The sequence below is a fragment of the Micrococcus sp. CS26 genome (assembly GCF_055522295.1).
This window is the reverse complement of record NZ_JBVFVY010000009.1, coordinates 1-25,852: the sequence shown is the minus strand read 5'-3', so window position 1 is coordinate 25,852 and position 25,852 is coordinate 1. Positions and strand designations below refer to the sequence as shown.

Genomic DNA, 25,852 nt, shown 5'->3' with positions numbered 1-25,852 from the left:
ACGACGCCGGCCCGCACCTCCGCAGTGAGGCGCCGGCCGGCGTCGCCGTTCAAGCCCCCGCAGGGGCCTCGGGCCTGGCCCGGGAGACCGGCCCGGTGGGATGCTCGAAGCACCGGGCAGGCGCCCCCGCGCGCCGGTCCGGCACCAGACTCCATTCCCACCCAGGAGGTCGACCAGCATGACCATGCGCGCCGCCCGTTGGCACGGCAAGAAGGACATCCGCATCGAGGAGATCGACTCGCCCACGGCCGGTCCGGGGCAGGTCCTCGTGGACGTCGCGTGGTGCGGCATCTGCGGCACGGACCTGCACGAGTACCTCGAGGGCCCGATCTTCATCCCGCCGGCCGGGCACCCGCACCCGATCTCCGGCGACGCCGCCCCCGTCACGCTCGGCCACGAGATGTCCGGCACCGTCGCCGCCCTGGGCGAGGGCGTCACGGACCTCGAGGTCGGCCAGAAGGTCGTCGTGGAGCCGTACATCGTGCGCGAGGAGGACCGGGACCGACCGGACTACAACCTCGCGCCGGACATGAACTTCATCGGCCTGGGCGGCGACGGCGGCGGACTGGCCGAGCAGATCGCGGTGCAGCGCCGCTGGGTCCACCCGGTGGCCGACTCCGTGCCTCTCGACCAGGCCGCGCTCATCGAGCCGCTCTCCGTGGCCCACCACGCGTGGGTGCGGGCCGGCTCTCCGACGTCGGGCGTGGCAGTGATCGGTGGCGCCGGCCCCATCGGCGCGCTCACGGCGGCCGTGCTCAAGGGCAAGGGCCTGACGGTGTACGTCTCCGAGCTCTCGGAGCTGCGCCGCCAGAAGGTGCTCGAGGCCGGCGTGGTAGACGAGGCATTCGACCCCCGCGAGGTGGACGTGCCCGCGAAGATCCGCGAGCTGCACGACGGCCAGGGCGCGGACGTGGGCTTCGAGTGCACCTCGGTGGACGTGGTGCTGGACATGCTGCTGGACGCGGTGCGTCCCGGCGGGGTGATCGTCAACGAGTCCATCTGGGGCCACGAGCCCGCCGTGGCCCTGCACAAGCTGGTGATGAAGGAGATCGACCTGCGCGGCACCATCGCGTACGCGAACGACCACGCGGACACCATCCGCATGGTCGAGGACGGCGCCGTGGACCTCGCGCCGTTCATCACCGGCAAGATCGGCCTCGACGACCTGGTCGACCAGGGCTTCGAGACCCTCATCCACCACAACGAGACGGCCGTGAAGATCCTCGTCTCGCCCACCGGCCAGGGCCTCTGAGGCTCCGGCCCGATCCCCGGACGTCCCGACGACGGCCCGCACCCGCGCGCTGCGGGTGCGGGCCGTCGTGGTCCCTGTGCCGCGGCGCGCCGTCACAGACGCGTCGCTCCCTGGCGCGCCTGTGACCGGGGTCATAGACTGCATTTGAGTGAATCGTGATGAACCGAGTTGAACGTCCCAGGAGGACCGCATGACCGCCGAGCTGCCCCAGCCTCAGCCCACCGATGCCGTGATCGTGGGCGGTGCCCGCACGCCCTTCACCCGGCTGCTCTCGCAGCAGGCCGACCTGCGCGCCGTGGACCTGGGCGCCCACGCGATCACGCACGCGCTCGAGCGCGCCGGCGTGGCCCCCGAGGACGTGGACATGGTCTACATGGGCCAGGTCGTGCAGGCCGGCGCGGGCCAGAACCCGGCCCGCCAGTCCGCGCTCGCCGCGGGCATCCCGTTGAACGTCCCGGCCATGACGATCAACAAGGTGTGCCTGTCCGGCCTCACCGCCGTGATCGACGCCGCCCGTCTCATCCGCCTCGGCGAGGCGGACGTGGTGGTGGCCGGCGGTCAGGAGTCCATGACCAACGCCCCGCACCTGCTGCCCGGCGCGCGCAAGGGCTTCAAGTACGGCCCGGCCACCATGCTCGACGCCGTCGCGTGGGACGGCCTCACCGACTCCCTGAGCCACGAGGCCATGGGCGAGCTGACCGAGTCCGGCAACGGCGAGCGGAACATCGCCCGCGCCGAGCAGGACGAGGTCGCCGCGGCCTCGCACCAGCGGGCCGCCCGGGCCCAGTCCGAGGGCGTCTTCGAGGGCGAGATCGCCCCGGTGGAGATCCCGCAGCGCAAGGGCGACCCGCTGGTCGTCTCCCAGGACGAAGGGGTCCGCCCGGACACGACCGCCGAGTCGCTGGGCGCCCTGCGCCCGGCGTTCGCGAAGGACGGCACCATCACGGCCGGCAACTCCTCGCCCCTGTCCGACGGCGCCGCCGCCCTCGTGGTGACCTCGCGGGCCTTCGCCGAGGAGAAGGGCCTGACGATCCTCGCCACGGTGGGCGCACCCGGCCAGACCGCCGGCCCGGACAGCTCGCAGCTGCACTCGCAGCCTTCGGACGCGATCGCCGCGGCGGTGCGGAAGCAGGGCTGGGACGTGGCCGACCTTGACTTCATCGAGATCAACGAGGCGTTCGGCGCGGTGGCCGTGCAGTCCCTGCGCGACCTCGGCTACCCGCACGAGAAGACCAACATCCACGGCGGCGCCATCGCCCTGGGCCACCCGATCGGCGCCTCCGGCGCCCGGCTGGCCCTGCACGCCGCCCTCGAGCTCGACCGGCGCGACGGCGGCCGCGCGGCCGTCTCGCTCTGCGGCGGCGGCGGCCAGGGCGAGGCCCTGATCCTCTTCCGCTGACGGACCGCCCCTGACAGAAAGGACCCCGGACATGGCTCTCGACAAGACCGTGGCCACGCCCGCCGAGGCGGTGGCGGACGTGCCGGACGGCGCGTCCCTGGCCGTCGGCGGCTTCGGGCTCTCCGGCAACCCCGTGCAGCTCATCGAGGCCCTGCTCGAGCAGGGCGCCACGGACCTGTCCGTCGTCTCCAACAACTGCGGCGTGGACGGCTGGGGCCTGGGCATCCTGCTCGGCGCGCGCCGGCTGCGGAAGATGACCTCCTCCTATGTGGGGGAGAACAAGGAGTTCGCCCGCCAGTACCTCGAGGGCGAGCTCGAGGTGGAGCTCGTCCCGCAGGGCACCCTCGCGGAGAAGCTCCGCGCCGGCGGCGCCGGCATCCCGGCGTTCTACACCCGCTCCGGCGTCGGCACCCAGGTGGCCGAAGGCGGCCTGCCCATGCGCTACGACGCGGACGGCACCGTGGTGAAGTCCTCGCAGGCCAAGCCCACGGACACGTTCGTGCTCGGCGAGGGCTACCTCAGCCAGGCCCCGGACGAGCCCGAGACCTATGTGCTCGAACGCTCCATCGTCACCGACTTCTCCCTCGTGCACGCGTGGAAGGGCGACCGCCACGGCAACCTCGTGTTCCGCAAGGCCACCCGCCAGTTCGGCCCGCCCGCGGCCATGGCCGGCCGTGTGTGCATCGCCCAGGTGGAGGAGCTCGTCGAGCCCGGCGAGATCGACCCGGATGACGTGCACCTGCCCGGCGTCTTCGTGCACCGGATCGTGGAGGTCGGCACGGACATCGAGAAGCGGATCGAGAAGCGCACCGTGCGCGCGTCGGGGGAGGAGCAGGCATGAGCGAGCAGACCACCGGGCGCCCCCGGGGCCTGAGCCGCGACCAGATGGCGGCCCGCGCCGCGCAGGAGCTGCCGGACGGCGCCTACGTCAACCTCGGCATCGGCATGCCCACGCTGATCCCCAACCACATCCCCGCCGGGCGGTCCGTGGTGCTGCAGTCCGAGAACGGCATCCTCGGCACGGGCCCGTACCCCACGGAGGACGCCGTGGACCCGGACCTGATCAACGCGGGCAAGGAGACCGTCACCGTGAACCCGGGGGCGTCCTTCTTCGACTCCGCGCTGAGCTTCGGCATGATCCGCGGCGGCAAGATCGACGTCGCCGTCCTGGGCGGCATGGAGGTCTCCGCCGCGGGCGACCTGGCCAACTGGATGGTGCCCGGCAAGATGGTCAAGGGCATGGGCGGTGCGATGGACCTCGTCCACGGCGCCGGCCGCGTGATCGTCATGATGGACCACGTGTCCAAGGACGGCACCCCCAAGATCGTCGACCAGTGCACCCTGCCGCTGACCGGCCGCGCCGTCGTCGACCGCATCATCACGGACCTGGCCGTGATCGACGTCGTCGGCACCCCGGAACAGCCCCGCCTGGCGCTCGTGGAGACCGCGCCCGCCATCACCGAGGAGCAGGTCCGCGCGCTCACCGGCGCGCCGCTGGACTGAGCCGACGACGCCGCCCCGCGGCCCCGGCGCACCGCCTCGGCGGGCATCGGGCCGGCACGGGATAGACTGGACGGCCGCGCCCTGATCGGGGCGCGGCCGTCGCCGTGGACGCTGGAAGGACGTGAGGCCATGGGCAAGAACAGCAAGGGCAAGGCCGCCAAGCAGCCGGCCCCCGGCGAGCGCCAGGTGATCGCCAACAACAAGAAGGCGCGCCACGACTACACCATCCTCGACACGTACGAGGCCGGCATGGTGCTCACCGGCACCGAGGTGAAGTCGCTGCGCGAGGGCAAGGCCTCGCTCGTGGACGGCTTCGCGGTCTTCTACCGGGACGAGCTGTGGCTCGAGCAGGTCTACATCCCGGAGTACCTCAACGGCTCGTGGACCAACCACGCCGCCCGCCGCCGCCGCAAGCTGCTGCTGCACCGCGCCGAGCTGACGAAGATCTCCCGCCAGATCCAGGATCCGGGCCTGACCATCGTGCCGCTGTCCCTGTACTTCCTGAACGGGCGCGTGAAGGTGGAGATCGGCGTCGCGCGCGGCAACCGCGAATACGACAAGCGGCACAAGCTGCGCGAGCAGCAGGACAACCGCGAGGCCCAGCGGGCCATGCGGATGCGCAACCGGCGCGCCGGCGTGGCCTGAGCGCGGTGGACCCCTTGGGAATGCCTCGGGGGCGTGCTACGTTGTATCTCTCGCAGGGCCGGTTTCAGGACCGGCGGGCCTCGCGCCCTCCGCCTGCAGTGGTGATTGACAACCTCATAGAGGAGTCGCCCCCATGGGGCCGATCGGTTTCGACGGTGTGTGTCGCGTCGGGAGAAGCGGGCCGAGGATGCAGAGTCATCTCGTCAAACGCTCTCTGCAAACCAATAAGTGCCGAATCCAAGCGCACTGACTTCGCTCTCGCTGCCTGATCAGTGATCGAGTCCGTCACCCCGAGGTCGCTGTCGCCTCGGATCGTGGCGTCAGCTAGATAGCCACTGGGCGTCACCCTCGCCGGGGGTCGTGACGCCGACATCAATCCGGCTGGGTCCGGGTTGGCCGCCCGTCTGCGGGACGGCCAGGACCGAGCAACACCCACAGCAGACTGCGCCCGGAGAAGACCTGGCAACACCTCATCGGACGCGGGTTCAATTCCCGCCGGCTCCACTCACCACCACGGGAAGGCCCCGGAATCCCCCCGATTCCGGGGCCTTCGTCGTGTCCATGCCGGTGTGCGGCGGCCCGCCCCTCAGCCGGCCAGGACGGCGTGCAGGCCCAGGCCGGCGCCCCAGCCGACGACGACGGCCACCAGCCCCAGCCCCAGATGCGCGGTCCACAGGCGGGCGGCTGTGCCCCATCGACGGGCGAGCGCGGCGTCAGCCGCCTCAGCGGCCACGGTGGACCACGTCCCCAGGGCGAGGCAGAACCCGGACACCACGGCGGACACCGCCGCGACGAGCACGAGCCCCTGCCCGTCGCCCCAGCTCTCGGAGGCGTACACCAGCTCCGGCACGGCCAGGCCGACGGTGACGCCGAGGAGCAGGGCCGCCGTCGTGTTGGCGGTGAGCAGACCCCGGGGGCCGAGCCGGTCGGTCAGGCGCCGGCGCACCAGGGCGCCGAGCGCCCCGCCCGCCGCGAGGCAGGCCAGGAGGGCCACCTGGAGGAGAGCGAAGACCTCGTATCCCGCGCCGCTCATGCGTCCTCCGCCGAACGATCCGTCCCGACCGCGCGCGACCCCGGGGCGCCACCGGCGCGCAGGCCGAGCACGGCCGCCGCCGTCGAGAGTGCAGCCATCAGCGCGAGCACCAGCAGCACCGCTACCGCCGCGGCGAGGACGCCACCCGCCCCGGACGCCGCGGCGCCCAGCCGCACCGGCCACAGCACCAGGGCGACGGCGCTGGAGATGGTGGTGAACGCACCGAGGAAGCCGGTTCCCAGCCCCGCCACCAGGCGTGGACGCCAGTCCGGCCCGCGGCGTCGCGAGGCCGCCCACAGCAGGCCGAGCAGGAACGAGCCGAGCACGTTCACCACGAACAGCGGCAGGGCCTGGACCAGCACGTCGACCGCCCCGAACGCGGCGCCGAACGTGCCGCGGAAGTTGGGCGCCCCGGCCAGCGCGGTCACCGCGTTCATCACCCCCGCACCGCACAGCACGCCCGCGGCACCGCCGAGGGCCACCGCACCCGCAGTGCCGGGCCGGCGATCTGTCCCGCGCCCGCCCCTCCGGTCGGCCGTCGTCTCCCCCCGCACTGCTATCAGGCGCCGCCCTCGGTCTCGTCACCCGCGCGGAGGCGGGCGAGGACGTCGTCGTGGAGCAGGCCGTTCGTGGCCAGCGCGTGCCCGCCGAACGGGCCGTCCTCGCCGTCCAGCGAGGTGAAGCGGCCGCCGGCCTCGCGCACGATCGGCACCAGAGCGGCCATGTCATGCAGCTCGAGCTCGGGCTCGGCCGCGATGTCCACGGCGCCCTCGGCGACGAGCATGTAGGACCAGAAGTCGCCGAAGCCGCGCACGCGCCACACGTCCGAGGTGAGCTGCAGGAACGCGCGGATCGAGCCGCGTTCGCGCCAGCCCTCGATCGAGGAGAAGGACAGCGACGCGTCCTCGACCCGGTCCACGCCGGACACGGTGATCCGCTGAGCACGCGTGAGCGAGGTGCCCGCGAAGGCGCCCTGGCCGGCCGCGGCCCACCAGCGACGGTGCAGGGCGGGGGCGGAGACGACGCCGACGACGGGCTCGCCGTCGATCAGCAGCGCGATGAGGGTGGCCCACACGGGCACGCCGCGCACGAAGTTCTTGGTGCCGTCGATGGGGTCGACCACCCACTGCCGGCCGGAGCGGCTCAGAGATCCGCCGAACTCCTCACCCACGATGCCGTCGCGCGCCCGGGCACGGGACAGGGTCGAGCGGATGGACTCCTCGGCGGCGCGGTCCGCATCCGTGACAGGGGTGAGATCCGGCTTGGTGCTGACCTCGAGGTCCTGGGCCTTGAACCGGGACATCGTGATCGAGTCCACGTTGTCCGCCAGCATGTGGGCCAGCCGCAGGTCCTCCGTGAGGTCGCGGCCGCGGGTCGCAGGGTTCTCAGGTCGCTCCATGCCGCCCACGCTATACCGCGCGGGCCGCCTCAGTCCTCGGACGACGCCGCGTCCTCCGCCCCCGAGGGGGCCAGCCGGTTGCCGAGCAGACGCCGCAGCGAGGCCAGGCGTGCCGCTCCCGAGGGGCCGGCGTGGCCCGCGGCCACCCATGCGTCCAGGCCGCAGCCGGGGGAGTCGGCGGTGTGGGTGCAGCCGCGCGGGCAGTCCGCCAGCCCGCCGGCGAGGTCGTCGAACGCCTCCACCACGCGGTCCGGCTCGACCCAGCCCAGCCCGAAGGACCGGATGCCGGGGGTGTCCACCACCCAGGTGTCCGGCAGGGGGGCGCCGTCGTCGCCCGTCAGCGGCAGTGCGAGCGCGGACGAGGAGGTGTGCCGGCCCCGGCCGGTGACGGCGTTGACGTGGCCGGTGGCCCGTTCCGCGCCGGTGAGCGCGTTCAGGAGCGTGGACTTGCCGACGCCGGAGGGCCCCACGAACGCGCTGGTGTGCCCGATCAGCCGCTCGGCCACCCGGGCCACGAGCGAGGCGTCCAGGGCGGTGTCCCCGGTCTCGGCCTCGAAGGTCGCCGCACCGGAGGTCATCACCTCCAGGTCCAGGGCCTCGTAGTGCGCCACCAGCTCGGCCGGATCACGCAGGTCGGTCTTCGTGATGAGGAGCACCGGGTGGATGCCCGCGTCGTAGCAGGCGACGAGGGCGCGGTCGATGAAGCCGGTCCGGGGCTCCGGATTGGCCGCGGCCACCATGATCACCAGCAGGTCGGCGTTGGCCACCACCACCCGCTCGACCTCGTCCGAGTCGTCCGCCGACCGGCGCAGGACCGTGCTGCGCTCCTCGACACGGACGATGCGTGCGAGCGTGCCCTCGTCCCCGGAGAGGTCCCCGACGACGGCCACCCGGTCGCCCGTGGCGATCGGCGTGCGGCGCAGCTCGCGGGCGCGCATCGCCGTGATCCGCTCGTCCAGGCGATCCGGCAGCACCACGGCGTACCGGCCGCGGTCCACCGTGGTGACCATGCCGACCTGCGCATCCTCGTGCTTGGGCCGCTCCTTGGTGCGCGGGCGGGTGCCGCGTTTGGACGGGCGCACCCGGACATCGGACTCGTCCCACGCGGAGGGATCGAGGCGCCGGGCCATCAGCGGGCCTCCTCGGCCGCATCGCCGGGTGCCACGAGCGCGGTCCACAGTGCGGGGAAGTCCGGCATCGTCTTCGCGGTGGTCGCCACGTCCACGATGCCGGTCCCCGGCACGCGCAGGCCGACGACGGCGGCGAAGGTCGCCATCCGGTGGTCGTGGTAGGTCTCGAGGGCGGCGGGCGACAGCGGCCCCGACGCGTCCGTCCCCGGGAAGCCGAGCGACGTCTCGTCCTCGTCCACGGTGATCCCCAGGCGGGCGGCCTCGGCGGTGAGCGCGGCGAGCCGGTCCGTCTCATGGCCCCGCAGATGGCCGATCCCCGTCAGGCGGGTGGGCCCGGAGGCCAGCAGGGCGAGCGCGGCCGCGGTGGGGGCGAGCTCGGCCGTGTCCGCGATCTCACCGGCGCCGGTGATGCGGGGCGCGCCGTCGTCGTGGACCGCCCCCGTCACCGTGAGCCGGCCGCGGGAGCGGTCCGTGCGGTCGACCGTGAGGGCCACGCTCGCCCCGAACTGCGGCAGGATCCGCCGCCAGCGGTCGCCGATCTGCGTCGTGCGGGTGGGCCAGTCCGGCACCGTCACGGAGCCGCCCGTGGCCACGGCGGCGGCCAGGAAGGGGCCTGCGTTGGACAGGTCCGGCTCGACGGTCGCCTCGTGTGCCGGGATGCGCCCCGGGGCCACGGTCCACGCCCCGGGACCCGTCTCGGCGACGTCCACCTCGAGCGCGCGCAGCACCCCGACGGTCATCGCGACGTGCTCCGGACTCGGCACGGTCTGCCCGGTGTGCCGCAGCCGGAGGCCGCGCGGCATCCCCGCGGCCGCCAGCAGCGCGGCGGACAGGAACTGGGAGGAGCCGGAGGCGTCGACCGCGACCTCCGGCACGTCGCCGTCGGGGGCCACCGTGGCCGCGTCCGCGCGGGTCGTCATCGTGAAGGGCAGGCGACCGGGCTCGCCCTCCTCGTTGACGGCCACCCCGAGCTGGCGCAGCGCGTCCAGGACCGGGGCCATCGGGCGCAGGCGCGCGCCGGCGTCGCCGTCGAAGCGGACCCGGCCGGGCCGCAGCGCGGCGACGAACGGGACGAAGCGCATGACCGTCCCCGCCAGTCCGCAGTCCACGGCGACATCCCCGGCCAGCGGCTCGCCGACCGGCATCGGATGCACCCGCAGTCCGCCGTCGGACAGGGGCTCGAACCGGGCCCCGAGCGCTGTGAGCGCCGTGCGCATCAATGCCGTGTCCCGCGACTCGAGGACGCCGTGCAGGACGCACGGACCGTCGGCGAGCGCGGCGAGCACGAGATGCCGGTTCGTCAGCGACTTCGATCCCGGCAGCCGCACCTCTCCGCGCACCGGGCCGCGCGCCACGGGCGCGGGCCAGGTCTCGGCGGCGTCGGGACGGGGGGCGGGGGAGTGCGCGGCGGCACGCGTGGGGCGGGTCACCGGACCAGCCTATCCGGCGGCTGTCGGCCGGGGTCGGCCTGTCGCGGGGGAATACCTGGAACGCTCCTGGCGCTCCACTGGACGACCCCGTACCCGTGTCGGCGCACCGGTCCCGCTCGCCGCGGACCGCAGCCGGAGAGGAGCCCCGCATGAGCGCCGCCCTGCTGACGCATCCCTCCCGGACCGTAGACTGGCCCGCGATGAGCACTGACAACAGCCGGCCGGAATTCGCCCGGCCCGAGGACGCCCCCGAGCACGACCGCGCCGACATCGACGTCGCCGCCGAGTCCGAACAGCAGCGCCGTGCCCGGTTCGAGCGTGACGCCCTCGAGTTCGTGGACCAGTTGTACTCCGCTGCGCTGCGCATGACGCGCAACCCGCAGGACGCCGAGGACCTGGTCCAGGAGGCGTACACGAAGGCCTACTCCTCGTTCCACCAGTACCGGCCCGGCACCAACCTCAAGGCCTGGCTCTACCGGATCCTCACGAACACGTACATCAACCTCTACCGCAAGCGGCAGCGCCAGCCCCTCGAGGCGGACAACCCTGAGGTGGAGGACTGGCAGATGGCCCGGGCCGCCGAGCACACCTCCGGTGGCCTGCGCTCGGCCGAGACGGAGGCCCTCGACCGGCTGCCCGACTCCCAGGTGAAGGACGCCCTGCAGGCGATCCCGGAGGAGTTCCGGCTCGCCGTCTACTTCGCGGACGTGGAGGGCTTCGCCTACAAGGAGATCGCCGAGATCCTCGACGTGCCGATCGGCACCGTCATGTCGCGGCTGCACCGCGGCCGCAAGCAGCTGCGCGAGCGCCTCGCGGACTACGCGGCCGCGCGCGGCATCAAGGCCCAGCCGAAGAAGAAGACCGGGCGCGGCGGCACGAAGCAGACCGAGACGAGCACGAAGGAGGCCACGCGATGACCGCGGACCAGCACGGCCATGAGTGCCGCGACGCCCAGGACGCCTCCCTGGAGCGGCTGTACCAGTACCTGGACGGCGCCCTGACGCCCGAGGACATCGAGCAGGTGCGCGCCCACGTGGCGGAGTGTCCGGACTGCCGGCACCAGAAGGAGCTCGAAGAGCTCATCCGCTCGGCGGTGCGTCGGTGCTGCCAGGAGAAGGCGCCCGCGCAGCTGCGGGCCACCATCATGACCCGCATCACCCAGATCTCGACGACGACCGTCACCTGGGGCTGACACCGCGACATGCGGACCCGTGGGCACCCGATCGGGCGCCCCGACGATGACGAAGGGCCGTCCCCTGAGGGGACGGCCCTTCGTGGTCTGCGGTCGCCGGGTGGCACCCGGCCGGTCCGCGACGCCGATCAGCGGATCAGGCGTTGGGACGCTTGCCGTGGTTGGCGCCGTTCCTGCGGCGGTCGCGACGCTTGCGTGCACGCTTGCTCATGACGTCTCCCTTCAACGAGTCGGTCGGTGGTCCATTCTGTCACATCAGGCCGTGGGCTCAGGCAGACCGAGCCACTGGTACCAGCCCCGGTGCAGCACGAGCCACGCGATGAGCCCGTGGCCCGCCTGCCCCGGGCGGCCCTGGCCGGAGGCGAGGTCCGAGCGCCACTGCTCGTGGCCCACCAGCGGGGTGAACGTGTCCACGTACACGTGGTTGCGCCGGTCGGCCACATCCAGGTAGGCGGCGTTGAGCTCGGCGAGCCGGGCATTGCGCTGCTCGTCCAGGGTGGGCGTGGGGCCCACCACGAGCACCGGGATGTTCCGCTGCGAGGCGGTGTCCAGGACGTTGGCCAGGTTCAGCCGCGAACGGGCGGTCGAGGTGGCCTCCAGGTCCAGGTCCGCGTCGGACAGGGCCACGACGAGGCGGTTCTCCGTCTCCTCGGAGAAGCGCCGCGAGGCCTCGCCCCACCAGCGCTCGTTGAGGTCCTCGGTGGTCTCGTGCGGCACGGCCAGCACGTAGTTCTCCAGCTCCACGTCGGGGGCCTGGGTGCGGGCGAGCACGCGGCCCCACCAGCCGATGGCGCGGGCGTCGCCCGCACCGGCCAGCAGCTGGTCGCCGACGGCGGCGATCCGGATCCGGCGGTTGTGCACAGTGTGTCCTTTCGTCGGCCGATCCGGCGCCGCCGCCGCACCGGAGGGTGCGGCGGCGGCGCAGGGTCGGTCCGGGTCAGCGGCCGAAGGCGGCGTCCAGCAGCGTGCTGAGCTCCTGGTCGTGGCGGCCCTTGGTGCCCGCGGAGGTCGCGGCCGAGGCCGGGCGGGACACGAGGGTCACGGGGCCGTCGAGCTGCGGCACGAGGTTCAGTGCCATGAACGGCCACGGGCCCTGGTTCGCGGGCTCGTCCTGCACCCAGGTGACGTCGGCGACCGGGTAGGCGCGGAGCGCCTTGCGGATCTCGTCGAGCGGCAGCGGGTAGAGCTGCTCCACCCGCACGATCGCGGTGGACGTGTCACCGGACTTCTCGCGGCGGGCGAGCAGGTCGTAGTACAGCCGGCCGGAGACCAGCACCACGCGCGTGACGTCCTTGGCGTCCACCCCGGCGTCCGGGATGACCGGCTGGAAGCCGCCCTCGGTGAAGTCCTCCACCGAGTTCGCGGCGGCCTTGAGGCGCAGCAGCTGCTTCGGGGTGAACACGATGAGGGGCCGACGCGGGCGGGCGTAGGCGTGCTCGCGCAGCAGGTGGAAGTGGTTCGCGCCCGTGGAGGGGTTGACCACGCGCATGTTGTCCTCGGCGCACATCTGCAGGAAGCGCTCGATGCGGGCGGAGGAGTGGTCCGGCCCCTGTCCCTCGTAGCCGTGGGGGAGGAGCAGGACCACGGACGAGGTCTGCGACCACTTCTGATCGGCCGAGGAGATGAACTCGTCGATGATCGTCTGCGCGCCGTTCACGAAGTCGCCGAACTGGGCCTCCCACAGCACGAGGGCGTCGGAGCGCTCCACGGAGTAGCCGTACTCGAAGCCGAGGGCGGCGTACTCGGACAGCAGCGAGTTGTAGACCCAGAACTTCGCCTGGTCCTCGGAGAGGTGCCTCAGCGGCGCCCACGTGTCGCCGGTGATCCGGTCGTGGAACACCGAGTGGCGCTGCGTGAAGGTGCCGCGCTGGGAGTCCTGGCCCGCCAGGCGGACCGGCACGCCCTCCATGAGCAGCGAGCCGAAGGCCGCCAGCTCGGCGAAGCCCCAGTCGATGCCGCCGTCGACGGCCATCTTGGCGCGGCGCTCGAGCAGGGCCGCGAGCTTGGGGTGGACCGTGAAGCCCTCGGGCACGTCGATGTGCGCCTGCCCGATGGCCCGCAGCGTCTCGGCCGAGATGGCCGTGGACGCCGGCGCCTCCGGGGCCGCGTCCCGGTCCTCGGCCGGGCGGAGGCCCTCCCCGCCGGAGGCGGGCGCGTCCTCGTGGGTCTCCGCGAAGACCCGCTCCAGCTGCTGCTGGTAGTCCTTCAGGGCGCTGTCCGCCTCCTCCTGCGTGATGTCGCCGCGGCCCACGAGGGACTCGACGTACAGCTTGCGGGTGGAGCGCTTCTGCTCGATGAGGTTGTACATGCGCGGCTGCGTCATCGACGGGTCGTCGCCCTCGTTGTGGCCGCGGCGGCGGTAGCAGACGAGGTCGATGACGACGTCCTTGTTGAACCGCTGGCGGTACTCGAAGGCGAGCTGGGCCACGTGCACCACGGACTCCGGCTCGTCGCCGTTGACGTGGAAGATCGGGGCCTGGATGGTCTTGGCCACGTCGGTGGAGTACACCGCGGAGCGCGCCTGGGTCGGCGGCGTGGTGAAGCCCACCTGGTTGTTCACGATCACGTGGATCGTGCCGCCGGTGCGGTAGCCGGGCAGCTGCGAGAGCTGCAGGACCTCGGTCACGACGCCCTGGCCGGCGAAGGCCGCGTCGCCGTGCACCAGGATCGGCAGAACGGAGAAGGAGTCCGGGCGCTGGCCGCCCAGATCGAGGCGGTCCTGCTTGGCACGCACGACGCCCTCGAGGACCGGGTTCACGGCCTCCAGGTGCGAGGGGTTGGCGGCGAGGTACACGCGGGTGCTGTTGCCGGCGTCGGACACGAAGGTGCCCTCGGTGCCCATGTGGTACTTCACGTCGCCCGAGCCCGAGGCGCCGCCCGGGGTGGCCCCCTCGAACTCGCGGAAGACCTGGCTGTAGGTCTTGCCGGCGATGTTGGTCAGCACGTTCAGGCGACCGCGGTGCGCCATGCCGATGGCGACCTCGTCCAGCCCGGCGTCGGCGGCGTCGCCGAGGATGCCGTCCAGCAGCGGGATGAGGGACTCGCCGCCCTCCAGGGAGAAGCGCTTCTGGCCGATGTACTTGGTCTGCAGGAACGTCTCGAACGCCTCCGCGGCGTTGAGGCGGCCCAGGATGCGCAGCTGCTCCTCGCGGGTGGGCTTGGCGTACGGCTGCTCGAGCTTCTCCTGGAACCAGGCGCGCTCGGCCGGGTCCTGGATGTGCATGTACTCGACGCCGATGGTGCGGCAGTACGCGTCACGCAGCACGCCGAGGATCTTGCGCAGCGTCAGGCTGCCCGCCCCGCCGAAGCCGCCGGTGGGCCACTCGCGGTCCAGGTCCCACAGGGTGAGCCCGTGCTCGCGGATGTCGAGGTCCGGGTGGTAGGCCATCGAGTACTCGAGCGGGTCCACGTTGGCCAGCAGGTGGCCGCGGTCCCGGTACGCGTGGATGAGCTGCTGGATGCGGGCGACCTTGCCGATCTGCTCCTCCGGGTTCACCTGCACGTCCTGGGCCCAGCGGACGGGCTCGTAGGGGATGCGCAGGGAGTGGAAGACCTCGTCGTAGAAGCCGTCCTCGCCCAGCAGGAGGCCGTGCACGATCTTCAGGAACTCGCCGGAGCCGGCGCCCTGGATCACGCGGTGGTCGTACGTGGAGGTCAGCGTGATCGTCTTGGAGATCGCCAGGTCGTGCAGCGTGGACTCGGCGGCGCCCTGGAAGGCGGCCGGATAGGTCAGCGCGCCGACGCCGATGATGGCGGCCTGGCCCTGGGACAGGCGGGGCACCGAGTGCACGGTGCCGATACCGCCCGGGTTGGTCAGGGAGACCGTGGTGCCGGCGTAGTCGTCCATCGTCAGCTTGTTCTTGCGGGCGCGCTGGACGAGGTCGTCGTACGCCTTCCAGAAGCCGCGGAAGTCGAGGGTCTCGGCGGCCTTGACGTTGGGGACCACGAGCGCGCGGGTGCCGTCCGGGCGGGGCAGGTCGATGGCCAGGCCGAAGTTCACGTGGGCCGGCTCCACCATGGTGGGCTTGCCGTCGCGCTCCTCGTAGGTCACGTTCATCGAGGGCATGGCCGCGAGCGCGCGGACCACGGCGTAGCCGATGAGGTGGGTGAAGGAGACCTTGCCGCCGCGGGTGCGGGCCAGGTGGCTGTTGATGACCACGCGGTTGTCGATCAGCACCTTGGCCGGCAGGTCGCGCACGGTGGTGGCGGTGGGCACGGATAGGGAGGCGTCCATGTTCGTGGCCACGGCCTTGGCCATGCCCTTGAGGACGGTGGCCTTCTCCTGCTTCTCGTCCGCGGTGGTGGTGGCGGTGTCGGCGGGCTCGGAGGGCACGGCCTGGGCCGCCGGGGTCTTCTTGGGCTTGGGGCCGGTGCTGACCGAGGTCTCCTTGGGCTGCGCACCCCGGGCCGGGGCGGTCGCCGCCTTCGGCTCGGTCACCTTGGCGGTGGCCTTCGGCTCGGCCTTGGCGGCGGTCTTCGGCTCGGTCTTGGCGGCGGCCTTCGGCTCGGCCTCGGCGGCGGGGGCGCTGGCCTCGAGACGGGCGAAGATCTGTGCCCACTGCCGGTCCACGGAACCGGAGTCCTCGCGGTACTTCCGGTAGATCTCGGCCACCAGCCGTTCGTTCCCCGGGAACTCCTGTGCGAGCCGGTCCGACGTGAGTTCTGGCACTGTGTAACGCCTCTTCCTGAGCCTTGGGATGCGATGTGCTGCGCCGGGCCACCCGCGCGGCGCGCGTGGGGCCGGGAACGCCTCGAGACATCATAGTTCTTCGACGCCCCCGGTCGGAATGCCGCGGCCTCGGCTCGACTCCGCTCCCGGCGGACGCGCGGGGGCCTCACGGCGTCCGCCTCGTCTGGGAGACTGACGCCATGCGCTTCCTCACCGACCCGGCCGTCGACCTGACGTACAACGACGTCTTCCTCGTGCCCTCACACTCGGACGTCGCCAGTCGCATGGACGTGGACATCGCCCCGGATGACGGCACGGGCGCCACCATCCCCCTGGTCTCCGCCAACATGACCGCCGTCACCGGGCGCCGGATGGTCGAGACCATGGCCCGGCGCGGCGGTCTCGGGATCCTGCCGCAGGACATCCCGGCGGACGTGATCCGGGACGTCGTGCGTCGGGTGAAGGCGGCCCACCCCGTGGCGGACACCGCCCTGACCGTCGGCCCGCAGGACACGGTGCTGGACCTGCTCCACCTCGTGGACCGCCGCAACCACGGGGCCGTCTGCGTGGTGGACGCGCACGGCGGGCTGCTCGGCGTGGTCCGCCCCCAGGACTGCGAGGACGTGGACCGCTTCACCTCGGCCGCCTCCGTCATGCACCCTCCGGTGGTGACCCTCACGCTCGCCGAGCTCGGCGGCACGGACGGGGCCCCGAGCAAGGACGCGCTGCGGGCGGCCTTCGAGCGCCTGCACGCCGCGCACCAGGAGATGGCCCCCGTCGTGGACCCGGCGGTGGGCACCGCCGCCCCCGTGCTGCGCGGGGTCGTCACCGCGGCGGGCCTGCTGCGCTCGTCCTTGTTCACGCCCGGTCTCGACGACGACGGACGGCTCCGCGTCGGCGCCGCCGTCGGCATCAACGGGGCGGTGGGGGAGAAGGCCGCCGTCCTGGTCGAGGCCGGCGTCGACGTGCTCGTCGTGGACACCGCGCACGGTCATCAGCGGACCATGCTGGACGCGCTCGCCGCCGTGCGGGCCCTCGACCCCGGCGTGCCCGTGGTGGCCGGCAACGTCGTCTCCGGCGACGGCGTCCGGGACCTGGTCGCGGCCGGCGCGGACATCGTCAAGGTGGGCGTGGGACCGGGCGCGATGTGCACCACGCGCATGCAGACCGCGGTGGGCCGGCCCCAGTTCTCGGCGGTCCTGGAGTGCGCCGCCGCGGCCCGCGAGCTCGGGGCACGCGTGTGGGCGGACGGCGGGGTGAAGCACCCGCGGGACGTGGCGCTCGCGCTGGCCGCCGGAGCCAGCTCGGTGATGATCGGCTCGTGGTTCGCGGGGACGCTCGAGTCTCCGGGCGACCTCGTGCACGGTCCGGACGGTCGGCGGTACAAGGAGAGCTTCGGCATGGCCTCGGCCCGCGCGGTCCAGCACCGCACCCGCCACGAGGACGCCTTCACCAAGGCCCGCAAGGCGATGTTCGAGGAGGGCATCTCCTCCTCGCGCATGTACGTGGACCCGCGCCGCCCCTCGGTGGAGGACCTGCTGGACACCATCACGTCCGGTGTGCGCTCGTCGCTGACCTACGCCGGCGCCCACGACCTGGCGGAGTTCCGTGAGCGCGCCGTCGTCGGCCTGCAGTCCGCGGCGGGCTACGAGGAGGGCCGGCCGGTCGCCTCGTCGTGGTGAGGCGGCCGCATGCCCCTGCTCGTTCCGCCGGGGCCTGACGCCCCTATACTGGGCGGACTATGGATCACCCTGACACCTGTGTGCCAGACCGCTCGTCCGCCCACGCGGACGCGGCCGGATCGGAGCCTTCCAGTCCCGGTGCCCCGCACCGCCGCCCGGCCCGCCGTCGAGGGGGTGAGGTCGGGTGGAGTGGCTCCTGCTGATCCTCGGCCTGGCCCTGATCGTGGGCACCGGGTTCTTCGTGGCCGTCGAGTTCGCCATGATCGCGATCGACGTGCCCACCGTGCAGCGCATGGTGGACGCGGGTGACCGCGGCGCCGAGCCCCTGCTGCGCTGTCTCAAGTCACTCTCGACCCAGCTCTCCGCGTGCCAGCTGGGCATCACTCTGACCACACTGCTCACCGGCTACGTGATGGACCCGGCGATCAGCCGGCTCATCGACCCGCTGCTGCTCCAGGTGGGGCTGCCGGCCGGCGTGGTGGGCACCGTCTCGCTCGTCGTCGCGATGGTCGTGGCGACCCTGCTCTCGATGCTCCTCGGCGAGCTGATCCCCAAGAACATGTCCATCGCCGAGCCCATGGCGATCGGCCGCGCACTCGCCCGGCCCCAGCTCGTGTTCAGCACCGTGTTCAAGCCGGCGATCCTGGTCCTGAACGGGTTCTCCAACGGCGTGCTGGCCCGCGTGGGCATCGAGGCCAAGGAGGAGATCTCCGGCGCCCGCAGCCCCGAGGAGCTCTCCTCGCTGGTCCGCCGCTCGGCCCAGCTGGGCACGCTCGACGCGCAGACCGCCACGTTCCTGGACCGGACGCTGCGCTTCGCGGACCGCACCGCCGCGGACGTGATGACCCCGCGCATCCGCGTGGAGACGGTGAGGGAGGACCAGGCTCTGCCCGAGGTCCTGGACCTGGCCCGCAGCACCGGCTACTCGCGGTTCCCCGTGATCGGCGACTCCTCGGACGACATCCGCGGCGTGGTGCACGTGAAGAAGGTCGTGGCCGTGCCGCGGGAGCGCCGCGCCGACCTCGAGGCCGGTGCACTGATGACGGAGGTCATCCGCGTGCCGGAGACCGTGCACCTGGACCAGCTGCTGGCCGAGCTGCGCGACGCGAACCTGCAGATGGCCGTCGTCGTGGACGAGTACGGGGGCACCGCAGGGGTGGTCACGCTCGAGGACGTGGTGGAGGAGATCGTCGGCGAGGTCGCGGACGAGCACGACCGCGTCACCCCGGGGGTCCTCCAGACGGCCTCCGGCCGCTGGTACTTCCCGGCGGAGCTGCGGCCCGACGAGGTGCGGACCCAGATCCCGGCCCTCGTGGTGCCGGAGGACGGGGCCTACGAGACCGTCGGCGGGTACATCCTGGCCCGACTGGGGCGCCTGGCGGAGGTCGGGGACGTGGTGGACGTGGACGGCGGCACCCTGACGGTCGAGCGGATGGACGGCCGCCGCATCGAGCGCGTGCGCTTCGACCCGGCCGCTGAGGACGAGGAGACGCGCGCATGAACGGGGACGTCGTCGGACTGCTGTGGCTGGTGGTCCTGTTGGCCGCCAACGCCTTCTTCGTGGCGGGCGAGTTCGCCGTCATGGGCGCCCGCCGGGCGCAGATCGAGCCGCGGGCCGAGGCCGGCTCCCGCCAGGCCCAGGTGGCGCTCTACGCGATGGAGCACGTCTCCCAGATGCTGGCCGTCTGCCAGCTCGGCATCACGGTGTGCTCCCTGCTCATCCTCAACGTGTCCGAGCCGGCGCTGCACCACCTGCTCGTCGTCCCGATGGCCGCCCTCGGGGTCCCGTCCGCGGCGGCGGACGTGACCGCCTTCGTGCTCGCGCTGCTGGTGGTCACCTTCCTGCACGTGACCCTGGGCGAGATGGTGCCCAAGAACGCCGCCGTCTCGTTCGCGGACCGCGCCGTGATGCTGCTGGCCCAGCCGCTCGTGTGGCTCTCGAAGCTGCTGCATCCCGTCGTGGCCGCGCTGAACTGGACGGCCAACCTCGTGCTGCACGCCCTGCGCATCGAGCCGAAGGACGAGGTGGCCTCCTCCTACACGCTCGAGGAGGTGCAGTCGATCGTGGCCGAGTCCACCCGCTCGGGCACCCTGGAGGACGAGTCCGGCGTGCTGCACTCGGCCCTCGAGTTCTCGGACCACCGGGCCGGGGACGTGATGGTGCCGCTCGAGCGGGTCGTCACCGTCCCCGAGGGGATCACGCCGCACGACTTCGAGTGGACCGTGGGCCGCGTGGGCTTCTCCCGGTTCGTGGTCGAGGACCCCGACGGCGGCTACACCGGCTACCTGCACCTGAAGGACGTCCTCACCGTGGGCCCGTCGGGACACGACGAGCCGATCCCGCTCACGCGCGTGCGCTCGCTGGCCAACGTGCGGCTCGAGGACGAGGTCGAGGACGCACTCGCGCTCATGCAGCGCACGGGCTCCCACCTCGCCCGGGTCATCACGCCCGAGGGCGAGACCGCGGGCATCCTCTTCCTCGAGGACGTGCTCGAGGAGCTCGTCGGGGAGATCAACGACGTGACGCAGTCGCCACGTCGGTTCCGGCCCGCGTGAGCGTCGCGCGGGCGGCGCGGTGCTACTGTTGAGAACCGATTTCACACATCCTCCCGACACGAACGAGGTCGCCCCATGCTCCGCCGCCGTCGTCTGCCCGCCCTGACCGGGGCCCTCACCGCGCTCACCCTGAGCCTCGCCGCGTGCGGCGGGACCAGCGGCGACTCCGCGGGCGAGCAGGCCGCGGGCGCCTCTGCTGCCGCCGGGTCCGGCTCGGCCGCGGGCGCGCCCGTGGCCGTCGCCACGACGACGCAGCTCGGCTCCGTGCTCGACCGCGTGGTCGCGTGCGCCGACGCCCGCAGCGTCACGGTGATGGGCCCGGGGGATGATCCGCACGACTTCTCCGCCTCGTCCGCGCAGGTGAAGGACATGGTCTCCTCCGGCCTCGTGTTCTCCAACGGCCTCGGCCTCGAGGGCGGCATGGAGTCCGCCCTCGCCAACGCCGAGGCGGACGGCGCGACCGTCGTCGAGGTGGCGCCCCAGCTGGATCCGCTGCCCTTCGGCGGCCATGACCACGCCGAGGAGGGGGCGGGCCACGAGGGCCATGACCACGGGTCCGAGGACCCGCACGTCTGGATGGACGTCGCCCGCATGGCGAGGGCCGCCGAGCTGATGGGCGACACGCTCGCCCAGGAGCGGGGTGACGAGAGGTTCGCCGAGTGCGGCGCGACCGTGCGCGGGGAGCTCGAGCAGACGGACACGCAGGTCCGGGAGATCCTCGCCGGGGTCCCGGAGGACCGCCGCACGCTGGTCACGGACCACGACGCCTACGGCTACTTCAGCGAGGCCTACGACTTCACCGTGTCCGGCGTCGTCGTCCCGGGCGGCTCCACCGACGGCGAGCCCTCCTCCCAGGAGATCGCCGAGCTCGCCCGGTCCATCCGCGACGGCGGCGCAGACGCCGTGATCACGTCCGTGGGCGCGCGCAACAGCCTCGTGGACACCGTGGCCGAGGAGGCCGGCGACCTGCCGGTCATCGAGGTCTACGAGGGCGGCGTCGGCCCGAAGGACACCCCGGAGGCGGACTACGCCGAGGCCATGCTCCTCAACGCCCGCACCCTCGCCGACGCGCTGGAGGGCTGAGGATGGACTGGCTGCTCGAGTCCTTCCAGATGGGATTCCAGCAGCGCGCCCTCGTCGGCGGACTCATCGCCGTGGTGATGTGCTCGGTCGTGGGCACGTGGCTGGTGCTGCGCGGGATGAGCTTCTTCGGGGACGCGTTCGTGCACGGTGTCCTGCCGGGCATCGCCCTGGCGGTCGTCACCGGTGGCAGCCCCCACCTCGGTGCGGCGGTGGCCGCCGTCGTCATGATGGCGGGCATCTCGCTGGTGCACCGGGCCACCACCCTCAAGGAGGACACCGCCATCGGCCTGCTCTTCGTGGGGATGATGGCCCTGGGCGTGGTGATCATCTCCAAGTCGGACTCCTACACGGGATCGCTCACGTCGATCCTGTTCGGCGATGTGCTGGGGGTCAGCGTGGACGGCATCGTGACCCAGGCGGTCATCGCCGTCGTGGTGATCGCCCTGGCCCTGCTGCTCTACCGGCCCCTGCTGGCACTGAGCTTCTCCGAGGTCAAGGCGCGCTCGCTGGGCATGCGACCGGGGCTGACGCACACGCTGCTGCTGGTGATGATCGGCGCGGCCGTGATCGGTTCGTTCCAGGCGGTGGGCACGGTGCTCGTGTTCGGCCTCCTCGTGGGACCGCCCGCGACGGCGGCGCTGCTGACGCGCAGCGTCCCCCAGATGATGCTCGTCTCCGTCGTGATCGGCGCGGCGTGCGTCGTCACCGGGCTCACCCTCAGCTACCGGCTGGGCACGGCGGGTTCGGCCACCATGGCGCTCATGCCGATCCTGCTGTTCTTCGTCGTGCTCGCCGTCCGCGCCGCCGTGCTGGCGCTCCTGGGCCGGCACGTGCGCTCGCGCGCGCAGCGTGAGCAGGAGACGCCGGTCGTGGCCCTGCCCGGAGCGGAGGTCGCCCGATGAACGCGTCCTTCCCCGCGGGCGCCGCGGCGGCCACGCCTCCCCTCGCGGTCGCCCGGGCGCTCGAACTGCGCCACGGCTCGCACGTGGCCGTCCGGCCCTCCGACTTCACCCTGCCGGCCCGGCGGCTGATCGCGGTGATCGGGCCCAACGGCTCCGGCAAGTCCACGCTGCTGACCGCCCTGGCGGGCCTGAGCGACCCGGCCTCCGGTGCGCTGGAGGTGCTCGGCGAGAACCCGCGGCGGCGCTCGCAGCGCACCTCCTTCGTGATGCAGTCCATCGGCGTGCCCCAGGGAGTGCCGGTGACGGTGCGCGACGTCGTCGGGATGGGCCGGTACCCCACGCTCGGGTGGTTCCGCCCGTTCCGGAAGCAGGACCGGGACATCGTGCGGGCCGCCATGGAGCGCATGCAGGTCGCGGACCTGGCGCGGCGGCACCTCGACCAGCTCTCCGGCGGCCAGCGCCAGCGCGCCTACGTGGCCCAGGGCCTCGCCCAGGACCACGACGTGCTGCTGCTCGACGAGCCGATGACGGGCCTCGACATCGTCTCCGCCCGCACGATCGACGACCTCCTCCACGAGGAGCCGACGCGCGGGGTGTCCGTGGTCTACACGACCCACGATCTCGACGAGGCTGCGGAGGCGGACCATGTGGTCCTGATGGGCGGGCGTGTCGTGGCCTCCGGCCCGCCGCGGAACGTGCTCACGGTCGAGAACCTGGACATCGCCTACGGCCGGGGCGCCCTGCACGGGCCCTCCAAGGCAGTCGAGGACCCGGCGGACTTCCTGGACGACCCCGCGGGCGGCATCCGCCACTGACCGGGGCCCGGCCCCGGGGTCAGGCCGCGCGGGTGCGCCCCTCGGCCCGGCAGCGGGCACAGACGCCGGTGATCTCCACCGTGTGGTCCGCGTCCGTGAAGCCGTGCTCCGCGGCGACGGCGGTGGCCCACGCCTCGACGTGGGGGGCGGTGACCTCGACGGTGGTCCAGCAGATCCGGCACACCAGGTGGTGATGGTGGCCCTCGTCCTCGCACCGGCGGTACACGGTCTCGCCGTCGTCGCGGCGGAGCATGTCCACGAGGCCGTCGTCGAGCTGCTGCTGCAGGGTCCGGTACACGGTGGCCAGCGAGACGCGTTCGCCCTGGTCCTGGAGGCGGGCATGGAGCTCCTGCGCGCTCACGAAGTCCGGGATGCGGTCCAGGGCTCGGTCGACGGCGGCCTTCTGCCGGGTCGCCCGGGGACGGGCGGCCCGGGGGCTGGGCTGGGGGGCGCTCACGGTGCTCACGACTCCTTCTGCGGCGGCTGCCGCCTCCTCCGCGCGGTCCGGAACAGGTCCGCGCGGGCCATCCTCCAGGTTATCAGCGGCGCCGAATGGGGCGTGGAGTAGGGTGTCCGGGTGCACAGCGAGAGCCCGGACCCATCCCCTGTCCCGGACCGCGACGGCGCCGCCCCCGATCGACCCGACCCGCTGATCGTCGTCGACGAGGGGCAGGGCCGCGTGGTCCCGGCGCCCACGGCGGCCCCGTCCTCGTCCCATGACGCCGGCGGCGACCCGGACGCGGACATCGACGGCGTCGACCCTGAGGCCGCCGAGCCGCCCACCCTGGTGACGGTGGACGTGCTGGCCGGCTGGCTCGGCCTGGCCCCCGTCGAGGACCTGCCGCCGGTGCCCGGGGGCCCGGCCTACGCCCAGCCGGGCCGATGCCGCCCGAACCGGGTGATCCTGCTCGACGTCCGGTTCCGGGCCACGGGGGGCGGGCCGGACCACGCCGCCTATCTCCAGGGCCATCTGCCCGGCGCCGTCTACGTCTCCCTGCCCAGCCAGCTCGCCGGCCACGCCGGTCCGGCGGCGGGGCGCCACCCCCTGCCGGACGCGCGCCAGTTCGCGGAGACCGTGCGGATGTGGGGGATCGACGAGGGGGACACCATCGTGGTCTACGACGACGACCACGGCCTGTCCGCCGCGCGCGCCTGGTGGCTGCTGCGCCACGCGGGGCTGCGGGACTCCGTGCTCCTGGACGGCGGCCTCGAGGCGTGGCGCGCCGCGGGCCTGCCCCTGCAGCCCGGTGAGGTCATCCCGGTGCCCGGCACCGCCCGGCCGTCGTGGGGCCGCATGCCCGTCGTGGACACGGCCGGCGCCGAGGCGATGGCCTCCGGCGGTCTGCTCCTCGACGCGCGGGCGGCCGAACGCTACCGCGGGGAGGTCGAGCCCTTCGACCCCGTGGCCGGGCACATCCCCGGGGCGCGGAACGTGCCCACGGCGGAGAGCATCGCCGAGGACGGCCGCCTGCGGCCCGCCGCAGAGCTGGCGGAGCGGTTCGACGCCGTCGGCGTGGACGACGCCACTCCCGTGGCCGTGTACTGCGGCTCGGGCATCACCGCGGCGCACGCCGTGCTCACCCTGGCCGTCGCGGGGCGACCCGGAGTGGCGCTCTACCCGGGTTCGTGGTCAGCATGGGTCCAGGACCCGTCCAACGCCGTCGCGGTCGGCCCCGAGCCCTACGGCGCGTCCGGCCGGGACTGACGAGCCCCGGGGCCCCGCCCCGCCGACCCCCAGGAGGACCCCCCATGGCCACCGTCTTCAGCAGGATCATCGCCGGCGAGCTGCCCGCCCGCTTCGTGTGGCAGGACCCGACGTGCGTCGCGTTCCTGTCCGCCGCGCCGCTCCAGCCGGGGCACACGCTCGTGGTGCCCCGTGAGGAGGTGGACGAATGGGTGGAGGTCGACCCGGCGCTGGTCACGCACCTGACGACGGTCGCCCAGCAGATCGGCAAGGCGCAGGTGGCGGCGTTCTCCGCCCGCCGGGCCGGGCTCATGATCGCCGGCTATGAGATCCCGCACCTGCACGTGCATGTGTGGCCCTCCACCTCGCTCGCCGACTTCGACCTGGCTCGCGTGGACAACGCCCCCGATCCGGCGGACCTGGACGACGCCGCCGCCCGCCTCCGCGCGGCCCTGCGGGACCTGGGCCACGGCGAGGTCGTCCCGCAGGACTGACGGCCCGCGCCGCCCGGGCCCGACTCAGGCGCGCGTGGCCCGGGCGAGCGCCTGACGCACCCGCTTCTCGGAGACCGAGACCGCCGTGCCCAGCTCCTGGGCGAAGAACGAGACGCGCAGCTCCTCGATGAGCCAGCGCACCCGCTCCAGCTCCGCGGGCACGGGCGTGCCCGCGAACCGGGCGCGGTGGGCCGCGACGGCGGCGTCGAACTCGTCCTCGAGCCCCTGCACCACCGCCATGTGCTGCCCGTCGCGCTGCAGGTGGCCGCCGGCGTCCAACCGGTCCAGGCGCGTCAGCATGCCCTGCAGGTAGCGCGGCAGGTGCTGCAGCCGCTCCCAGCCCGTGGTGGCCACGAAGCCGGGGAACACGAGCTGCTCGAGGTGTGCCTTCACGTCCGACAGCGCCGGCGCGAGGGCGAGCGAGACCGAGCCCTTGAGCCGGCGTCGCACCTGCGCGGCCCGGGAGAGCACCTGCTCCACCAGGGACGTGACGGCGAAGACCGTGTCGATCAGGTCGGCCCGCACCCGGTCGAACAGGGCGCGGAACGCGGCCTCGTCGAACGGCAGCTCGTCCCCGACGAGACGGTCGACGGCGGCCTGCGTGCAGTCCGCGACGAGGGAGTCCACCGAGCCGTGCGGATTCTGGGTGAAGGTGAGCTTCTCCCTGTTGTCCAGGTGGTCCAGCACGTAGCGCTGGGGGCTGGGCAGGGTGGCCAGCAGCAGCCGGATCACCCCGGCCCGGTGCCAGGCCGCCTGGTCCTCCGCGGACCGGGCCACGGTCAGGCCGGCCGCGGGGCCGCCGTCGGGCGTGGTCTCGGGCACCAGGCTCGGGTAGCCCGTGATGGCGGGGCCGCGCGCCCCGGCCGCGGTGGAGACGGTCTTCGGCACCGTGCCGATGCTCCATGAGGTCAGCCCGTGCCGCTCCTCGAAGGCCGGCGTCGCGCCGGACCGCCCGGGGCCCTCCGGGCGACGGCGTCCCTCGGC

At 73.1% G+C, this 25,852-nt stretch carries 25 protein-coding genes and 1 other RNA gene; 16 read left to right on the top strand and 10 right to left on the bottom strand.

Going from position 1 to position 25,852, the window contains the following annotated elements; genetic code table 11:
• Window positions 1-184 precede the first annotated feature (184 nt).
• The 6 genes from ACZ1IK_RS05775 (at window position 185) to ssrA (ending at window position 5,306) form a co-directional block, all read left to right on the top strand.
• Entirely contained in the window at window positions 185-1,252 is a 1,068-nt protein-coding gene (locus ACZ1IK_RS05775) for a 2,3-butanediol dehydrogenase (protein ID WP_041104337.1), read from the top strand.
• A 190-nt stretch (window positions 1,253-1,442) separates the two neighbouring features.
• Window positions 1,443-2,651, top strand: a complete 1,209-nt coding sequence (locus ACZ1IK_RS05770; protein ID WP_041104293.1) for an acetyl-CoA C-acetyltransferase — start codon at window positions 1,443-1,445, stop codon at window positions 2,649-2,651.
• Between the two features lie 31 nt (window positions 2,652-2,682).
• Window positions 2,683-3,492 carry a CoA transferase subunit A gene (locus tag ACZ1IK_RS05765; protein ID WP_210079297.1) on the top strand — a complete coding sequence of 270 codons (810 nt, stop codon included), beginning with the start codon at window positions 2,683-2,685 and terminating at the stop codon, window positions 3,490-3,492.
• A complete protein-coding gene (locus ACZ1IK_RS05760) occupies window positions 3,489-4,154 on the top strand; it encodes a CoA transferase subunit B (protein ID WP_145015447.1) in 666 nt (221 codons plus the stop codon). The genes ACZ1IK_RS05765 and ACZ1IK_RS05760 overlap by 4 nt, the downstream gene beginning before the upstream one ends.
• A gap of 129 nt (window positions 4,155-4,283) precedes the next feature.
• Window positions 4,284-4,799, top strand: a complete 516-nt coding sequence (gene smpB, locus ACZ1IK_RS05755) for an SsrA-binding protein SmpB (RefSeq protein WP_044659238.1) — start codon at window positions 4,284-4,286, stop codon at window positions 4,797-4,799.
• A gap of 135 nt (window positions 4,800-4,934) precedes the next feature.
• Window positions 4,935-5,306, top strand: a transfer-messenger RNA (tmRNA) gene (gene ssrA / locus ACZ1IK_RS05750).
• A gap of 79 nt (window positions 5,307-5,385) precedes the next feature.
• On the opposite strand, the gene ACZ1IK_RS05745 is transcribed toward ssrA, so the two are convergent.
• From ACZ1IK_RS05745 to aroA, 5 genes are all read right to left on the bottom strand, one after another.
• The gene (locus ACZ1IK_RS05745; protein ID WP_041104299.1) at window positions 5,386-5,832 is read right to left on the bottom strand and encodes a CrcB family protein; all 447 of its coding nucleotides are present in this window, start codon (window positions 5,830-5,832) and stop codon (window positions 5,386-5,388) included.
• Window positions 5,829-6,314 carry a FluC/FEX family fluoride channel gene (locus ACZ1IK_RS05740; protein WP_041104301.1) on the bottom strand — a complete coding sequence of 162 codons (486 nt, stop codon included), beginning with the start codon at window positions 6,312-6,314 and terminating at the stop codon, window positions 5,829-5,831. Before ACZ1IK_RS05740 ends, ACZ1IK_RS05745 begins: the two co-directional genes overlap by 4 nt.
• A 77-nt stretch (window positions 6,315-6,391) precedes the next feature.
• On the bottom strand, window positions 6,392-7,231 hold the full coding sequence (hisN, locus tag ACZ1IK_RS05735) for a histidinol-phosphatase (RefSeq protein ID WP_041104303.1): 840 nt from the start codon (window positions 7,229-7,231) through the stop codon (window positions 6,392-6,394).
• 29 nt (window positions 7,232-7,260) lie between these two features.
• Entirely contained in the window at window positions 7,261-8,361 is a 1,101-nt protein-coding gene (gene rsgA, locus ACZ1IK_RS05730; protein WP_101965581.1) for a ribosome small subunit-dependent GTPase A, read from the bottom strand.
• Window positions 8,361-9,791, bottom strand: a complete 1,431-nt coding sequence (gene aroA, locus ACZ1IK_RS05725) for a 3-phosphoshikimate 1-carboxyvinyltransferase (protein WP_044659233.1) — start codon at window positions 9,789-9,791, stop codon at window positions 8,361-8,363. The genes rsgA and aroA overlap by 1 nt, the downstream gene beginning before the upstream one ends.
• A gap of 200 nt (window positions 9,792-9,991) precedes the next feature.
• Here aroA and ACZ1IK_RS05720 point away from each other — a divergent pair, with 200 nt between their 5' ends.
• Together ACZ1IK_RS05720 and rsrA are read left to right on the top strand one after the other, a co-directional pair.
• On the top strand, window positions 9,992-10,708 hold the full coding sequence (locus ACZ1IK_RS05720; protein WP_036314006.1) for a sigma-70 family RNA polymerase sigma factor: 717 nt from the start codon (window positions 9,992-9,994) through the stop codon (window positions 10,706-10,708).
• On the top strand, window positions 10,705-10,983 hold the full coding sequence (gene rsrA, locus ACZ1IK_RS05715) for a mycothiol system anti-sigma-R factor (RefSeq protein WP_036381745.1): 279 nt from the start codon (window positions 10,705-10,707) through the stop codon (window positions 10,981-10,983). The genes ACZ1IK_RS05720 and rsrA overlap by 4 nt, the downstream gene beginning before the upstream one ends.
• Window positions 10,984-11,119: 136 nt before the next feature.
• On the opposite strand, the gene ACZ1IK_RS05710 is transcribed toward rsrA, so the two are convergent.
• The 3 genes from ACZ1IK_RS05710 to ACZ1IK_RS05700 form a co-directional block, all read right to left on the bottom strand.
• A complete protein-coding gene (locus tag ACZ1IK_RS05710) occupies window positions 11,120-11,194 on the bottom strand; it encodes a 50S ribosomal protein bL37 (RefSeq protein WP_095346645.1) in 75 nt (24 codons plus the stop codon).
• 44 nt (window positions 11,195-11,238) lie between these two features.
• Complete coding sequence (locus ACZ1IK_RS05705) at window positions 11,239-11,844, bottom strand: GDSL-type esterase/lipase family protein (protein ID WP_004167659.1); 606 nt, start codon at window positions 11,842-11,844, stop codon at window positions 11,239-11,241.
• Between the two features lie 76 nt (window positions 11,845-11,920).
• Window positions 11,921-15,652, bottom strand: a complete 3,732-nt coding sequence (locus ACZ1IK_RS05700) for a multifunctional oxoglutarate decarboxylase/oxoglutarate dehydrogenase thiamine pyrophosphate-binding subunit/dihydrolipoyllysine-residue succinyltransferase subunit (protein WP_216880174.1) — start codon at window positions 15,650-15,652, stop codon at window positions 11,921-11,923.
• A 200-nt stretch (window positions 15,653-15,852) separates the two neighbouring features.
• On the opposite strand from ACZ1IK_RS05700, the gene guaB1 reads away from it, so the two are divergent.
• The 6 genes from guaB1 to ACZ1IK_RS05670 all read left to right on the top strand — a co-directional run bounded on the left by guaB1 (window position 15,853) and on the right by ACZ1IK_RS05670 (window position 22,690).
• Entirely contained in the window at window positions 15,853-17,334 is a 1,482-nt protein-coding gene (gene guaB1, locus ACZ1IK_RS05695; protein WP_044659231.1) for a GMP reductase, read from the top strand.
• A 184-nt stretch (window positions 17,335-17,518) separates the two neighbouring features.
• A complete protein-coding gene (locus ACZ1IK_RS05690; RefSeq protein ID WP_041104315.1) occupies window positions 17,519-18,835 on the top strand; it encodes a hemolysin family protein in 1,317 nt (438 codons plus the stop codon).
• The gene (locus tag ACZ1IK_RS05685) at window positions 18,832-19,890 is read left to right on the top strand and encodes a hemolysin family protein (RefSeq protein ID WP_041104317.1); all 1,059 of its coding nucleotides are present in this window, start codon (window positions 18,832-18,834) and stop codon (window positions 19,888-19,890) included. The genes ACZ1IK_RS05690 and ACZ1IK_RS05685 overlap by 4 nt, the downstream gene beginning before the upstream one ends.
• A gap of 75 nt (window positions 19,891-19,965) precedes the next feature.
• Window positions 19,966-20,973, top strand: coding sequence for a metal ABC transporter substrate-binding protein (locus tag ACZ1IK_RS05680; protein WP_041104319.1), 1,008 nt, complete (start codon window positions 19,966-19,968; stop codon window positions 20,971-20,973).
• Between the two features lie 2 nt (window positions 20,974-20,975).
• Window positions 20,976-21,875 (top strand): metal ABC transporter permease, encoded by a 900-nt coding sequence (locus ACZ1IK_RS05675; protein ID WP_044659229.1) that lies wholly within the window; start codon window positions 20,976-20,978, stop codon window positions 21,873-21,875.
• Window positions 21,872-22,690: a metal ABC transporter ATP-binding protein gene (locus tag ACZ1IK_RS05670; protein ID WP_044659228.1), complete on the top strand. Its 819-nt coding sequence runs from the start codon at window positions 21,872-21,874 to the stop codon at window positions 22,688-22,690. Before ACZ1IK_RS05675 ends, ACZ1IK_RS05670 begins: the two co-directional genes overlap by 4 nt.
• Window positions 22,691-22,709: 19 nt before the next feature.
• Here the strand turns inward: ACZ1IK_RS05670 and ACZ1IK_RS05665 are convergent, their stop codons facing one another.
• Window positions 22,710-23,156 carry a Fur family transcriptional regulator gene (locus ACZ1IK_RS05665; protein ID WP_036337773.1) on the bottom strand — a complete coding sequence of 149 codons (447 nt, stop codon included), beginning with the start codon at window positions 23,154-23,156 and terminating at the stop codon, window positions 22,710-22,712.
• A 111-nt stretch (window positions 23,157-23,267) separates the two neighbouring features.
• Between ACZ1IK_RS05665 and ACZ1IK_RS05660 the strand changes: the two genes are divergently transcribed.
• On the top strand, window positions 23,268-24,395 hold the full coding sequence (locus ACZ1IK_RS05660; RefSeq protein ID WP_044659227.1) for a sulfurtransferase: 1,128 nt from the start codon (window positions 23,268-23,270) through the stop codon (window positions 24,393-24,395).
• 44 nt (window positions 24,396-24,439) lie between these two features.
• Window positions 24,440-24,868 carry an HIT family protein gene (locus ACZ1IK_RS05655; RefSeq protein WP_044659226.1) on the top strand — a complete coding sequence of 143 codons (429 nt, stop codon included), beginning with the start codon at window positions 24,440-24,442 and terminating at the stop codon, window positions 24,866-24,868.
• A gap of 24 nt (window positions 24,869-24,892) precedes the next feature.
• Here the strand turns inward: ACZ1IK_RS05655 and ACZ1IK_RS05650 are convergent.
• Window positions 24,893-25,852, bottom strand: a 960-nt coding sequence (locus ACZ1IK_RS05650) for a DUF3418 domain-containing protein (RefSeq protein WP_465098385.1), incomplete at its 5' end; no start/stop codon positions are given.

Excerpts from the sequence above, each read along its gene's own strand:
- ACZ1IK_RS05685 (WP_041104317.1), top strand. The coding sequence starts at position 18,832 with ATGAACGGGGACGTCGTCGGACTGCTGTGGCTGGTGGTCCTGTTGGCC.
- ACZ1IK_RS05765 (WP_210079297.1), top strand. The coding sequence starts at position 2,683 with ATGGCTCTCGACAAGACCGTGGCCACGCCCGCCGAGGCGGTGGCGGAC.
- ACZ1IK_RS05670 (WP_044659228.1), top strand. The coding sequence starts at position 21,872 with ATGAACGCGTCCTTCCCCGCGGGCGCCGCGGCGGCCACGCCTCCCCTC.
- ACZ1IK_RS05720 (WP_036314006.1), top strand. The coding sequence starts at position 9,992 with ATGAGCACTGACAACAGCCGGCCGGAATTCGCCCGGCCCGAGGACGCC.
- rsrA (WP_036381745.1), top strand. The coding sequence starts at position 10,705 with ATGACCGCGGACCAGCACGGCCATGAGTGCCGCGACGCCCAGGACGCC.
- ACZ1IK_RS05760 (WP_145015447.1), top strand. The coding sequence starts at position 3,489 with ATGAGCGAGCAGACCACCGGGCGCCCCCGGGGCCTGAGCCGCGACCAG.
- ACZ1IK_RS05770 (WP_041104293.1), top strand. The coding sequence starts at position 1,443 with ATGACCGCCGAGCTGCCCCAGCCTCAGCCCACCGATGCCGTGATCGTG.
- smpB (WP_044659238.1), top strand. The coding sequence starts at position 4,284 with ATGGGCAAGAACAGCAAGGGCAAGGCCGCCAAGCAGCCGGCCCCCGGC.
- ACZ1IK_RS05655 (WP_044659226.1), top strand. The coding sequence starts at position 24,440 with ATGGCCACCGTCTTCAGCAGGATCATCGCCGGCGAGCTGCCCGCCCGC.
- ACZ1IK_RS05775 (WP_041104337.1), top strand. The coding sequence starts at position 185 with ATGCGCGCCGCCCGTTGGCACGGCAAGAAGGACATCCGCATCGAGGAG.
- ACZ1IK_RS05745 (WP_041104299.1), bottom strand. The coding sequence starts at position 5,832 with ATGAGCGGCGCGGGATACGAGGTCTTCGCTCTCCTCCAGGTGGCCCTC.
- hisN (WP_041104303.1), bottom strand. The coding sequence starts at position 7,231 with ATGGAGCGACCTGAGAACCCTGCGACCCGCGGCCGCGACCTCACGGAG.
- rsgA (WP_101965581.1), bottom strand. The coding sequence starts at position 8,361 with ATGGCCCGGCGCCTCGATCCCTCCGCGTGGGACGAGTCCGATGTCCGG.
- ACZ1IK_RS05675 (WP_044659229.1), top strand. The coding sequence starts at position 20,976 with ATGGACTGGCTGCTCGAGTCCTTCCAGATGGGATTCCAGCAGCGCGCC.
- ACZ1IK_RS05680 (WP_041104319.1), top strand. The coding sequence starts at position 19,966 with ATGCTCCGCCGCCGTCGTCTGCCCGCCCTGACCGGGGCCCTCACCGCG.
- guaB1 (WP_044659231.1), top strand. The coding sequence starts at position 15,853 with ATGCGCTTCCTCACCGACCCGGCCGTCGACCTGACGTACAACGACGTC.